Source organism: Chitinophaga varians (assembly GCF_012641275.1).
Classification (GTDB): Bacteria; Bacteroidota; Bacteroidia; order Chitinophagales; family Chitinophagaceae; genus Chitinophaga; species Chitinophaga varians_A.
Genome location: NZ_JABAIA010000003.1, coordinates 1214634 through 1229082 on the forward strand (window position 1 = coordinate 1214634; position 14449 = coordinate 1229082).

Genomic DNA, 14449 nt, shown 5'->3' on the forward strand with positions numbered 1-14449 from the left:
TGATCATGTTACAGAGAAATATAGTCACGCTGCTGGCCCTGTTAGCCATACTGGCCGGCTGCAAAAAAGACAATTATGATCCACCGTCCTCCATCCTCAAAGGCCGTGTAGTGTATAATAAGGAGGCCCTGGGCCTTCGTTCCAACGGGGTGCAGATGGAGCTGTGGCAGCACGGGTACCAGCTGTTTAATAAGATACCCGTGTACATTGACCAGGACGGCCGGTTCCAGGCCGTGCTGTTTAACGGACAGTACAAGCTGACATTACTGCGGGGCAACGGTCCGTGGCAGGACAATACCGATTCCATTGATGTGAACGTGAACGGCAGTACGGAGATTGACCTGGCGGTGACCCCGTTTTTCACCGTAGGAGGGACTACATTCAGTTATCAGCCGGCAGACAGCAGTGTTACCGCCACGTTTACCATCAGCCAGGTGGTCAGTGGTAAGACACTGGAATCTGCCACGCTGTATGTGGGGGCCACGCAATTTGTGGACGCCATCAACCAGATAGAACTGACCGATGTATCGCCCCTGGCCACCGGAACACAGCTGACCGCCAAAGTCAGTTTAAAGTCGTCCAAATATAGCAGCAGTGCCGACAGGGTAAAGCAGTTGAACCTGCTTAGTTTGTACAACAAAAAATACTGTTACGCACGGATCGGCGTAAAAACCTCCGGGGTGGCGGAAAGGATATACAGTACCGTGCAGCAGCTGAAGCTGCCGTAACCGGGCAATAAAGCCGGAAAAAAGTCCTGGTTGCCAGGTGTTCAGATTAGATGCGAAAGATGAATACGCTGACAATCCCTATGTTTTAAACTTTAGCTGTTAACAGAGGCGCCTCTTTTGGGGCGCTTCTTATTTTGGGTATTATGTACCGCGGGGATACAAAATGTTGCCGGAAATGCTTTGCAGCTCAATGTTTTATCTTTTTTAAAAGTTTTTTTTGATGTTTTAATTGTAAATGTGACAATTATTTTGTTTTTTTGGATTGTCACAGCAAAAGAATAGATGCTGTACCGGTTTTTAGATCCATGTTATGAAAAGACGCCGCCGTTATGTATGCACAGTCATACCCCGGCCTGATGTTTTCCACGGGAGATAATACCTGCCAATTATTGCTGCCTTTTTAAATAAATGTCAATCAAATAATTAATATGAGCTCATTCTGGGTAATAGGAGTAGACTACGGTACCGATTCGGTACGCGCGATCATAGTGGATGTACACAATGGAAATGAAATTGCCTCAGCTGTATTTTATTACCCACGCTGGAAGGACGGACTGTACTGCAACGCAGCAGAAAGCCGGTTCCGCCAGCATCCCCTGGATTATATAGAGGGACTGGAAGCCACCATCCGGCAATGCCTGCAACAGGCGGGCCCGGGAGCTGCCGCCAACATTAAAGCTATTTCGGTGGACACTACCGGTTCCACGCCGGTAGCGGTAGATGAAACGGGTACGCCGCTGGCGCTCACACCGGCTTTCCAGGATAATCCCAATGCCATGTTCGTGCTTTGGAAAGACCATACGGCCCTGAAGGAGGCTGCAGCCATCAATGCTACCGCCGCCACCTTCCAACAGAACTACCTGCGTTATGTAGGAGGGATTTATTCCTCGGAATGGTTCTGGGCCAAGCTGCTGCATATTCTCCGGGCAGACGAAGCGGTACGGCAGGCCACTTACTCGTGGGTGGAACACTGCGACTGGATACCGTTTCTGTTGTCCGGCGGGAAACATATCCGGCAGATGAAACGTGGCATTTGCAGCGCGGGCCACAAAGCGTTGTTTGCCACGGAATTTTGCGGTCTGCCGCCGGACGCGTTCTTCACGGCCATAGACCCGCTGTTGTCAGGATTTACCAAAAAGCTTTTTACCCGGACCTATACCGCCGGTGAAGCGGCCGGCCACCTTTGCCCTGAATGGGCGGAAAGGCTGGGGCTTTCCACTGACGTGGTGATAGGCATCGGCGCTTTCGACGCACACATGGGCGCCGTAGGCGGACAAATAGAACCGTATCATCTCAGCAAGGTAATGGGCACCTCCACCTGCGATATGCTGGTGGCGCCGATGGAAGAAATGGAACACAAACTGGTAAAAGGTATCTGCGGGCAGGTGCCAGGCTCCGTGATACCAGGCATGATGGGCATGGAAGCGGGGCAGTCCGCCTTCGGCGATGCCTATGCCTGGTTCAGCAACGTACTGGCATGGCCGTTACAGCACCTGCTGCCATCGTCCTCCCTTATCACTCCGGAGATCGCCGCAAAGCTGGCGCAGGAAGCCTCCGGCAGGATGATCGCCGAGCTGGCCAAACAGGCGGCGCTGATCCCGCCGCAGGAACACGACGAGCTGGGCATCGACTGGCTGAACGGCCGCCGTACGCCCGACGCGGACCAGTCGCTCAAAGGCACGCTCACCGGCCTTAACCTGGCTTCCGATACGCCACGCATTTTCCGCGCCGTGGCGGAATCCACCTGCTTTGGCGCCAAAGCCATCGTAGAGCGCTTTGAAAGGGAAGGCGTGCCGGTAAAAGGACTCATCGGCATCGGCGGCGTGGCCAAAAAATCACCTTTCATCATGCAGATGATGGCCGACATTATGAACATGCCCATACGGATACACCGCTCGGAACAAACCTGCGCACTGGGCGCCGCCATGTTCGCCGCTACGGCGGCAGGCATCTTCCCTAAAGTGGAAGACGCCATGGAAGCCATGGGGCAGGGGTTTGAAGTCACCTATCAGCCCAACGCCCGCTATGCAGGCATATACGAAAACAGGTACCGGAAATATAAATCATTAGGGGCTTTCACCGCCACCGTCAACACTGATTAATTTGTATGCAACAGTATCAACATATCCGGCAGGCGGCCTATGAAGCCAATATGCAGCTGCCTGCGCTGGGACTGGTCATCTTCACCTTCGGCAACGTCAGCGCGGCAGACCGAGGACTGGGCGTGTTTGCCATCAAACCCAGCGGCGTTCCCTATGCGGAACTATCTCCCGAAAAAATGGTGATAGTGGACTTCGACGGGAAAACAGTGGAAGGACAACTGCGCCCTTCTTCTGATACCCTTACCCATGCAGTATTGTATAAGCACTGGGAAGATATTGGCGGTATCGTGCATACACACTCCACCTATGCCACGGCATGGGCGCAGAGCCAGCGCGATATCCCCATCTATGGCACTACCCATGCTGACCATAACACCATCGACATCCCCTGCGCCCCGCCCATGCACGATGATATGATCGCCGGCGATTATGAATACCAGACCGGTTTCCAGATCATCAATACGCTGGCGGAACGCGGATTGTCCTATAAAGAAATAGAAATGATTCTGGTAGGAAACCATGCTCCCTTCACCTGGGGCGCTACACCTGCCAAAGCAGTATATAACAGCGCGGTATTGGAGTCGGTCGCGCAAATGGCCTATCTCACAGAATCCATCAACGGGAATGCTCCCCGGCTGAAAGATGCGCTGATCAAAAAACACTTTGAACGTAAACATGGCCCCAATTCCTATTACGGGCAGTAAAACAAGCGAACATGATTGATCTGAAAAACTACGAGGTCTGGTTTGTAACGGGTAGCCAGCACTTATACGGCGAAGAAACATTAAAACAGGTGGCTGCGCACAGCCGGGAAATTGCGGCTTCGCTTCACCAGGATGCCCGTATACCCGTTACCGTGGTTTATAAGCCCACTGTTAAAACAGCGGATGAAATTTACGCGGTATGCATGGAAGCCAACAGCACGCCCAATTGTATCGGCGTCATCACCTGGATGCATACGTTCTCGCCCGCCAAAATGTGGATACGAGGGCTGAAAGCATTGTCCAGGCCCATTTGCCACCTGCATACGCAGTTCAACCGCGATATCCCCTGGAGCGAAATAGACATGGACTTTATGAACCTCAATCAAAGCGCCCATGGCGACAGAGAGTTTGGGTTTATGATGAGCCGCATGCGGATCAACCGGAAAGTGATCACCGGCCACTGGCAGGACCCTGAAGTACTGACAGAACTGGGCGCCTGGGCAAGGGTGGCCGCAGGATGGCACGACTGGCAGGGGGCGCGCTTCGTTCGTTTCGGCGACAACATGCGCTACGTGGCGGTAACAGATGGTGATAAAGTGGAAGCGGAATCGAAGTTGGGATTCTCCTGTAACACACATGGCATCGGCGACCTGGTGCAGGTCATCAACAGTATCTCTGATGCCGCCGTGACCGCGCTGGTGAAGGAATACGGGGAAGCCTATACGGTTTCTGCCGCACTGTTGCAGGACCAGGCGCTGAAAGACGCGGCCAGGATAGAACTGGGGCTGAAAACATTCCTGGAAGAAGGAAACTTTAAAGGGTTCTCCGATACTTTCGAAGACCTGCACGGCATGATACAGCTGCCCGGTATTGCCGTACAGCGGCTCATGAAAGCGGGGTATGGTTTTGCCGGCGAAGGCGACTGGAAAACAGCCGCGCTGGTAAGGGCCATGAAAGTAATGGGCAGCGGTTTACCAGGCGGCAACTCTTTCATGGAAGATTATACCTATCACTTTGATCCGGCCAATCCTATGGTGCTTGGGTCTCACATGCTGGAAATCTGTGAGTCCATTGCAGACGGTAAGCCCTCCTGTGAAAAACATCCGTTGGGAATAGGAGGAAAGGCAGACCCGGTGCGGCTGGTATTTAACTCCGCTGCCGGTCCTGCTATCAATGCTTCCATCGTGGACATGGGCAACCGTTTCCGCCTGCTGGTCAATGAAGTGGAGGCCGTGGCACCGCCACAGGACCTGCCGAAGTTACCGGTGGCCCGCGTATTGTGGAAGCCATACCCGGACATGAAGCAAGGCTGCACCGCCTGGATACTGGCCGGCGGCGCACATCATACCTGCTACAGCCAGAACCTTACCGCCGCACAGATGCAGGACTTCGCAGACATGGCAGGTATTGAACTGGCCCTCATCGGCAAAAATACAGACCTGCGGGAGTTCAGGAATGAGCTTCGCTGGAACGATGTCTGTTATCGATAATCCCATTTGCAGCGGGCGTTCCCGGTAAAACACCGGGAATGCATGCTGCGGTATCACATGCCAACTTCCAACAAACAGCCCGTTATGCAAAACATTCTTTCCACCGGCGATATAATCGTCTTTATTATCTACTTCATTGTTGTTGCTGTATATGGTTACTGGATATACAGACGGAAAAAGAAAACTGATTCCGATACCAAAGACTTTTTCCTGGCCGAAGGTTCCCTCACCTGGTGGGCCATCGGCGCCTCGCTCATTGCTTCCAATATTTCCGCAGAGCAGTTTATCGGCATGAGCGGCGATGGTTATTTTGTCGGCATTGCCGTAGCGGCCTATGAATGGATCGCAGCCATCGCATTGATCATTATCGCGGTTTGGTTTATTCCTATCTACCTGAAGAATAAAATTTATACCATGCCACAGTTTTTGAAGACGCGCTACAACGAAACCGTGGCGCTGATCATGGCTGTTTTCTGGCTGTTTCTCTATGTGTTCGTTAACCTTACTTCTATTTTATACCTCGGCGCGCTGGCCATCAACGGACTACTGGGCGGTGAGTACCTGCATGTGGTGATGATTGCCCTGTCTGTGTTTGCCATCATCATTACCCTCGGAGGTATGAAGGTGATCGGTTACACGGATGTGATCCAGGTAGGGGTATTGATCATCGGGGGGCTGGCCACCACTTATATGGCGCTGACGCTTGTCAGTGAGAAATTTGGCCTGGGGCACGATGCCCTGGCGGGTTTTAATGCGCTGATGAAAGATGCGCCCGACCATTTTCATATGATACTGGCCAAACCGACCACCGCTTCTTCACAGGAATATATCAACAAATACCTGGTGCTGCCGGGTATCCTGATGTACGCAGCAGGACAATGGATCGTGAACCTGAACTACTGGGGCTGTAACCAGTACATCACACAACGCGCGCTGGGCGCTGATCTGCAAACGGCCCGCCACGGCATCCTCTTTGCAGGGCTGTTGAAGATCATGATGCCTGTTATCGTGATGTTGCCCGGTATTGCTGCCTACGTATTGCAGAAAAATGGCCACCTGCCTGGTCTGGCCAGCAAAGACGGCGCCTACGCGGCCATCCTGGGTTTCCTGCCTTCGGGCCTGAAAGGTTTGTCCATAGCGGCGCTGACGGCCGCAATCGTGGCTTCCCTGGCAGGGAAGGCCAACAGTATCTCCACCATTTTTACCCTGGACATTTACCGTAAATACATCAAAAAAGACGCATCCGAAGCGAAGCTGGTGTGGACCGGACGTATCACCGTTATCACGGCGATGCTGCTGGGAATCCTCTTCACCTGGAACGATCTGCTGGGCATAGGCGGCGAAGGCGGATTTACGTTCATCCAGAAATATACCGGTTTTATCAGTCCGGGCGTATTTGCCATGTTTATACTGGGCATGTTCTGGAAACGCACTACCGGCGCGGCTGCCGTAGCCGGTATCATCACCGGGTTTACGCTGTGTGTGTTCTTTAACCAGTTTGCACCGGCGGTATTGGGGCATGAAACCATTTTCTATACTGCTTACCCTAACGGGAAAGGCGGGTATGAAATACCTTTCCTCATCTGTATGGGACTGGCCTTTATGTTTACCATGATCGTCATGGTGCTGATCAGTTTCGCAGGACCGAAAGTCAATCCGAAAGCCTTTGTGCTGGACAAGGCCATGTTCAGGGTCACACCGGCTACCACTGTGCTGATCGTCGTTATATTATTGCTGTTGTCTGCTTTGTATATCCGGTTCTGGTAAGGGTGTGGGAATTCCCGTCAATATATTGTACTTTCATCTCCTAATTTGTTTTTATGAAGAGATACTCGCAGCAGACCAGGTTGTTATTTGCCGTTGACTGTATCATTTTTGGGTTCGATGGCCAGGAGCTGAAACTGTTGCTGATACAAAGGGGGTTTGAGCCATGTAAAGGCAAATGGAGCCTGGTGGGCGGTTTTATACAGGAACATGAAAGTGCGGAAGAGGCAGCCAGCAGGGTCCTGAAAAATCTCACCGGACTGGATGGTATCTATATGGAACAACTGCATACTTTCAGCTCTCCGTCCCGTGATACCGTGGAGCGTACTGTGTCTGTCGCCTATACCGCACTGATTGACATACAAAAGTACAAACAGCAGCTCAACGAGGACTTTCATGCCGTATGGTTCCCTATTAACCATCATCCCGACCTGATCTTTGACCATAAGGAGATGGTGGACCTGGCCAAGGAAAAGCTCCGCTATAAGGCAGCCTTGCATCCGCTGTTGCTGGAACTGCTGCCGGCGAAGTTTACCATTCCTCAATTGCAGCAATTGTATGAATCAGTATACAATACCACGTTCGATAAAGGTAACTTCAGCCGAAAGGTCCTTTCTACCAAACTGCTGGTAAAGCTGGCAGACAAAGACAAGCTAAGCTCAAAGAAAGGCGCCTGGTATTACAAGATCGACCGGAAAAAATATAATGCCAACTTCCATGCTTTCCTGAACTTCGTCCCCGACCCGCATGTATTACAGCGGAACGGTACATTATAAAAATGCGTGTAAAAAAAGTGTTCCCCATCCCAGGGGAACACTTTTTTTGCGGAATAATATAATTGTTTAAATGACAATTAAAGTATAGCCATCGATATACCGTATTATATCGTATACTATAAAAAAAAAACAGGCACAACCGCATATGAAAATACGACATATCATTAGCTCACTGGCACTTATGACAGGCGCTTACGTGCTTCCCTCAACTGCCCAGCAGCCGCTGAATTTCACGGTAAAGGCAGGGGAGGTGAAGGCATCGGTGTCCCCCAACATGTGGGGCATCTTCTTCGAAGACATCAACTTCAGCGCCGACGGCGGCATTTATGCTGAACTGGTAAAGAACCGATCTTTTGAATTCAGTGTTCCGCTGATGGGCTGGACCGTCCCGGAAGGCGCGGTGTCCAACGGGCAGATACTGGTAGTCAACCGCCAGGAGGATAACAGCTCCAACCCTCGTTTTGCAAAGATAACCCTGCCGGCCGCACGCAGTTTTACGATGGTGAATGAAGGTTTCCGTGGCATGGGCATTAAGGCAGGGGAGCAGTATAACTTCTCGCTATACGCCCGCCTGCAGCCTGGCAGCGCTGTAAAGCTCACCGTAAACCTGCTGGATGATGCCGGCAAAACCATCGGAACAACTACCATATCGCCGGCCGGTGACAGCTGGCAGTTATACAAAGCCAGTTTTACGGCAGCAGCTACCGCTGCAAAAGGCAAGCTGCAACTGACTTTTACAGGCAGCGGCGGGATAGATGCTGACATGATATCCCTGTTCCCGCAACACACCTGGAAAGAACGCGGCAACGGTCTCCGGGCCGACCTGGTACAATTGCTGGCCGACCTGCATCCGGGCTTCCTCCGCTTTCCCGGCGGCTGTATCGTGGAAGGCCGTGACCTGGCAAACCGCTACCAGTGGAAAAAAACGGTTGGCGACGTGAGCGAACGTGAACTGATCATCAACCGCTGGAACACCGAATTTGCGCACCGCGCAGCGCCAGACTATTTCCAGTCTTTTGGCCTCGGGTTCTTTGAATACTTCCTGCTGGCGGAAGACATAGGAGCGTCACCGTTACCGATCCTTAACTGCGGCATGGCCTGCCAGTATAACAGCGGGGAAGTGGTGGCTGTCAACGAACTGGACCCGTACATCCAGGACGCGCTGGACCTCATCGAGTTTGCCAATGGCGGTGTTACTACCAAATGGGGCGCGCTGAGGGCCAAAATGGGACATCCGGCTCCGTTTAACCTGAAAATGCTGGGCGTGGGCAATGAACAATGGGGGCCACAATACGTGGAAAGATATACCTTGTTTGCAAAAGCGATTAAGGACAAATACCCGGACATCAGGCTGGTCAACAGTCTTGGCCCCAGTCCGTCAGGCGACAAGTTCAATTTCCTGAACGATACTCTCCGCAAATTACAGGCGGATATCCTCGATGAACATTATTATAGTCCGCCGGAATGGTTCCTCGGCAATGCGGCCCGGTATGATGCATACGACCGTAAAGGACCTAAGATCTTCGCCGGCGAATACGCCGCTCATAGCAGGGGCACCGAGGGCCTCCAGCGCAATAACTGGCAAAGCGCCCTGGCGGAAGCAGCGTTCATGACGGGCCTGGAACGCAATGCCGATGTAGTGACGATGGCGTCCTATGCACCACTGCTGGCACATGTGGACGGATGGCAGTGGGCGCCGGACCTTATCTGGTTCGATAACCTGCGCGCGTACGGCACTCCCAACTACTACGTGCAAAAACTCTACGCCAATAATAAAGGCACCGTGGTAGTGCCCATATTAAAAGATTACAAAGTGATCAGCGGACAGGACAGCGTATATGCTTCTACGGTAGTAGATGAAAAAAGCGGTGAACTGGTGATCAAGCTGGTCAATGCGGCGGGCACGGCCCAGCCGGTAGCAGTGGCAGTGGAAGGCGTAAAAAGCCTGGCGGCCAGCGGGCGGCTGACTATCCTGCGAAGCAACAGCCTCCAGGCGGTGAATTCGCTGGAACAACCAGTGGGTATCGCTCCCGAGGAAAAGAACATCGCTGTCAAAGGAAAAACGGTCCGTACTGAAATCGCGCCATGGTCTTTTTATGTGATCAGGGTTAAAATAAACAAGTAAGTGTTGTTATGAAGAAGTTGTTCCTTGTTTTGCTGGCGTTACATGCAGGACTGACCGATATCGCTGCGCAATCTTATGTGCCCGGCCTGCATGATGCTGTCGTGAAAGTGAAGCCGGTGGTGCCCTTGCAGGCATATACCTTTTCCCTTCGGGACGTAGAGGTATTGGACGGCCCGTTTAAAAAAGCCATGGAAGCCGATGCCGGCTATCTGCTGATAGTGGAACCTGACAGGCTGCTGGCCGATTTCCGCAATCATGCCGGTTTAAAGGAAAAAGCAGCACGTTATGGAGGCTGGGAATCCACCGGGCTGGCCGGTCACACCCTCGGCCATTACCTGTCGGCCTGTTCCATGCAATACGCTGCCACCGGTGACAAACGATTTCTTGACCGGGTGAACTACATGGTGGATGAACTGGCGGTATGCCAGGAGCACCGCAAGACCGGCTACCTGGGCGCTATTCCGGGTGAAGATACTTTATGGGCACAAGTGGCGGCAGGTAATATCCGCTCCCGTGGATTTGACCTGAACGGCGGCTGGTCGCCCTGGTACACTGTACACAAAATAATGGCCGGCCTGCTGGACGCCTATTTCTATTGCGGCAATAAAAAAGCGCTGACGGTAGAGAAAGGCATGGCCGACTGGACAGGGACAATCGTTGATCATCTCCCGGATTCACTGGTGCAAAAAATGTTGTTGTGCGAATATGGCGGCATGAACGATGTGTTGGTAAACACTTACGCGCTGACCGCCGAAAAGAAGTACCTGGACATGTCTTTCCGGTTTCATGACCGGCGTATCCTTGATTCCCTCGCTGCGCAACTGGACGTATTGCCCGGCAAACATTCCAATACGCAGATCCCCAAAGTGGTAGGCTGTATCCGTCGCTATGAGCTTACCGGCAACAGGAAAGACAGCACCATCGCGGCTTTCTTCTGGAACACGGTGACAGGGCACCATTCCTATGCGCCTGGCGGTAACAGCAACTATGAGTACCTGGGGCCGGCGGACAAACTGAACGACCAGCTGACGGACAACACCATGGAGACCTGCAACACCTATAACATGCTTAAGCTCACGCGGCACCTGTTTGCCCTGCGCCCGGCAGCCAACCTGATGGATTATTATGAACGCGGACTGTACAATCATATCCTCGCTTCACAAAACCATCAGAATGGCATGATGTGTTATTTTGTGCCGCTGCGAATGGGCGCCCGTAAGGAATTCAGTGATTCGTTCCATACGTTTACCTGTTGCGTAGGCTCTGGCATGGAGAATCACGTGAAATATGGCGAAAGCATTTATTTTGAAGGGGCAGACGGTAGTTTGTATGTGAACCTGTTCATCCCTTCCCGCCTGCACTGGCGTGACCGGAACGTTACCATAGAACAAACCACCCAACTGCCGGCTGACGATAAGGTATTGTTTACCATTCATACACGCAAAGCCGCTTCGTTTCCTTTGCGTATCCGCCAGCCGCGGTGGGCAAAGGACGGCATCCAGGTATCCGTTAACGGCCAGGTACAAACGAACATTACTGCCGGTGCTGATGGTTATATTTCCCTGCAACGCAAATGGAACGATGGCGACCAGGTAACACTCTCGCTTCCGATGGGCATTTACAGTGAAGCCATGCCTGACAATCCCGGTCGTATAGCGCTGCTGTATGGCCCCGTGGTACTGGCAGGCGTGCTGGGAGACAAGGAGCCGGACCCGGTTACCGGTATTCCTGTACTGGTTACACCGGAGCGTAATCCGGCGAAATGGGTAATCCGTGATCCGCAACAGCCGCTGGTATTCCATACCCGCCAGACAGGGCAGCCCAATGAACTGCAACTGGTGCCTTTCAGCACCGTGCAGCAGGAACATTACAGCGTGTACTGGGACATCTTTACGCCACAGGAGTGGGCCGTTCAACAGGAAAGATATGCCGCAGAGAAAAGACGGCAGCAGCAGATAGAGGCCAGCACCGTCGACATCCTGCGCCTGGGCGAAATGCAGCCGGAGAGGGACCACCATCTCACCGCGGATAAAAGCAGCACCGGCGAAGACCACGGCCGTAAATGGCGTATAGCCGACGACGGGGGAGCGCTCACGTTCACCATGAAGGTGGACAGCAGTATGGAGAACAGTCTCCTTTGCAACTATTGGGGAATGGACAACCGTTACCGCACGTTCGATATCTTTATCGATGACGTAAAGATCGCCACCGAAGACCTCAATCAATACAAAGCCAGCAAATTCTATGAAATCATATATCCGTTGCCGGTAGCCGTCACCCGTGGTAAACAAACGGTAACGGTTAAACTGCAGGCCCGTCCCAATAACAGCGCCGGCCCTGTATACGGCCCGGTAAGAATGATCAGACACACCTCCGCCGGAGGGCAGTTGAAGCAGGATTATCCCATTCAGCCGGTACCCTTCACGCAGGTACACGTGTCTGATAATTTCTGGGCGCCGAAAATAAAAGTAAATGCCGAGGTGTCTATTCCCTATACCCTGGAGCAATGCCGGAAAACAGGTCGTATCGACAATTTCCTGCGGGCCGCCGGTAAACTTCAGGATGATAAAATGACCGAGTACACCTTTGATGATACAGACCTGTATAAAGTGATTGAAGGCGCCTCGTACAGCCTGCAGGTGAAGAAAAACCCGGAACTCGACAAGTACCTGGATACTCTGATCGCCATTATTGGCGCCGCACAGGAAAAAGATGGGTACCTGTATACTTTCAGGACCATGAAAACAACGCATCCGCATGAATGGATGGGTACCAAACGCTGGGAAAAAGAAGAAGACCTGAGCCATGAACTATATAACTCCGGCCACCTGTTTGAAGCCGCTGTAGCACATTATCAGGCTACTGGCAAAAGGTCGCTGCTGGACATCGCCATCAAAAACGCAGACCTGCTGGTGAGCGTATTCGGATTTGGCAAAGAAGAGCGTTTTCCCGGGCATCAGATCGTTGAAACAGGGCTCACCAGGATGTACCGGGTGACCGGCAAAAAGGAGTATCTCGACCTGGCTAAATTTTTCCTCGATGTACGGGGTCCGGGCAAACCCAACAGTGGCGAGTATAACCAGTCCTATAAAAAAGTGACCGAGCAGCACGAAGCTGTAGGACATGCCGTAAGGGCAGCGTATATGTACACCGGTATGGCCGATGTGGCGGCGCTGACCGGTAATCAGCAGTACCTGTCGGCCATTGACGATATCTGGCATGATGTGGTGGACCGGAAATTATATATTACCGGCGGTATTGGCGCTACCGGCAACGGTGAAGCGTTCGGCCACGCCTATGAGCTGCCTAATATGTCCGCCTACGCGGAAACCTGTGCGGCCATTGCCAACGTGTACTGGAACAGCCGCATGTTCCTGCTGCACGGCGATGCCAAATATATCGACGTGATGGAACGTACCCTGTACAACGGCCTGCTGAGCGGCGTATCGCTCAGCGGGGACCACTTCTTTTATCCTAATCCGCTGGCTTCCATGGGGCAGCACCAACGCAGCGCATGGTTTGGGTGCGCCTGTTGTATTTCCAATATGACACGCTTCCTGCCTTCCATGCCGGGTTATATCTATGGGCAAAATGCCAACCATCTGTATGTGAACCTCTTTGTTGGCAATACCGCCGAGATAACCCTGCCTGTCGGAAAAGTAAAAGTTACCCAGCGTACCAACTACCCATGGGACGGCAGAACAGACATCACGGTAGCTCCAGACAAAGCCACTGCTTTCGCGCTGCACGTCCGTATTCCGGGATGGGCGCAGAACAAGCCGGTACCGGGAGAGCTCTATTTCGATGCGCCTGGAACGCCGCAAAAAAAGATCAGCATCCTGCTGAACGGTCAGCCGGCGCAATACCGCATGGAAAAAGGTTACGCCGTACTGGACCGCACCTGGAAAACGAACGATAAGGTGAGCCTGGATTTTCCGGTCGAAGTGCAGAAAGTGATGGCCGACAGCCTCGTCGAAGCAGATAAAGGCCGTTTCGCACTGCAACGCGGCCCGCTGATGTATTGCCTGGAAGCGCCTGACAACAAAGATGCCACGGTGCAGAACATCATCGTCGATAAAAATGCGCCGGTGCATGCTGTCTATAAGCCTTCGCTACTGAATGGCGTCATGGCGCTGGAAATGAAAGGAATGTCCGCCAGCCGGCAGCTGAACAGCCAGACGCTGGTGAAGTCGGCCCAAACGGTAACGGCTATACCGTATTATGCCTGGGCCAACCGTGGCCCTGGGGAGATGACCGTGTGGATTCCCTTTGAAGAAGCCGCTGCCCGTCCCAAACCTGCGCCCACCATCGCTTCTAAAAGTAAGGTCAGCGCTTCTGCGCCTAACAAAAAAATGTACATGGCCCTGAACGACCAGTTTGAACCCAGGGACTCAAAAGATAACAGCACCCTGTATTTTCACTGGTGGCCCAAACAAGGTACAGCAGAATGGGTACAGTATGATTTTGACCAGGAGTACACTATCTCTTCTTCCAGTGTGTACTGGTACGATGATGGTCCATTCGGTGGTTGCCGTGTGCCCGCTTCCTGGAAGCTGTACTACAAAAAGGGCAATGAATGGATACCAGTGCAAAATGCCGGTAGTTACGGCACTGCGAAAGACCAGTATAACGTGGTGAGGTTTGACCCGGTGAAAACCACCGCGTTAAAAATGGAGGTGCAGTTGTCATCGGAGAACTCCTCCGGTATTCAGGAATGGATGGTTAAATAATTGTATCAGCGATAAAATGGATGTCCCGCC

8 protein-coding genes are annotated in these 14449 nt (G+C 52.6%); all 8 read left to right on the forward strand.

Annotated elements, in window-relative coordinates; translation table 11 throughout:
- The first annotated feature begins 5 nt into the window (after positions 1-5).
- The 8 genes from HGH92_RS27470 (at position 6) to HGH92_RS33945 (ending at position 14419) form a co-directional block, all read left to right on the forward strand.
- Positions 6-728 (forward strand): DUF3823 domain-containing protein, encoded by a 723-nt coding sequence (locus HGH92_RS27470; RefSeq protein WP_168874016.1) that lies wholly within the window; start codon positions 6-8, stop codon positions 726-728.
- Positions 729-1156: 428 nt separating this feature from the next.
- Positions 1157-2830: a ribulokinase gene (locus HGH92_RS27475; protein ID WP_168874017.1), complete on the forward strand. Its 1674-nt coding sequence runs from the start codon at positions 1157-1159 to the stop codon at positions 2828-2830.
- Between the two features lie 5 nt (positions 2831-2835).
- Positions 2836-3534 (forward strand): L-ribulose-5-phosphate 4-epimerase, encoded by a 699-nt coding sequence (locus tag HGH92_RS27480; RefSeq protein WP_168874018.1) that lies wholly within the window; start codon positions 2836-2838, stop codon positions 3532-3534.
- Between the two features lie 11 nt (positions 3535-3545).
- Positions 3546-5024 (forward strand): L-arabinose isomerase, encoded by a 1479-nt coding sequence (araA, locus tag HGH92_RS27485; RefSeq protein WP_168874019.1) that lies wholly within the window; start codon positions 3546-3548, stop codon positions 5022-5024.
- Between the two features lie 84 nt (positions 5025-5108).
- Complete coding sequence (locus tag HGH92_RS27490; protein ID WP_168874020.1) at positions 5109-6791, forward strand: sodium:solute symporter family transporter; 1683 nt, start codon at positions 5109-5111, stop codon at positions 6789-6791.
- A gap of 53 nt (positions 6792-6844) precedes the next feature.
- The gene (locus HGH92_RS27495) at positions 6845-7564 is read left to right on the forward strand and encodes an NUDIX hydrolase (protein WP_168874021.1); all 720 of its coding nucleotides are present in this window, start codon (positions 6845-6847) and stop codon (positions 7562-7564) included.
- Positions 7565-7709: 145 nt separating this feature from the next.
- Positions 7710-9689, forward strand: a complete 1980-nt coding sequence (locus HGH92_RS27500) for an alpha-L-arabinofuranosidase C-terminal domain-containing protein (protein ID WP_168874022.1) — start codon at positions 7710-7712, stop codon at positions 9687-9689.
- Between the two features lie 8 nt (positions 9690-9697).
- Positions 9698-14419 carry a beta-L-arabinofuranosidase domain-containing protein gene (locus tag HGH92_RS33945; RefSeq protein WP_247655057.1) on the forward strand — a complete coding sequence of 1574 codons (4722 nt, stop codon included), beginning with the start codon at positions 9698-9700 and terminating at the stop codon, positions 14417-14419.
- Positions 14420-14449: the final 30 nt, after the last annotated feature.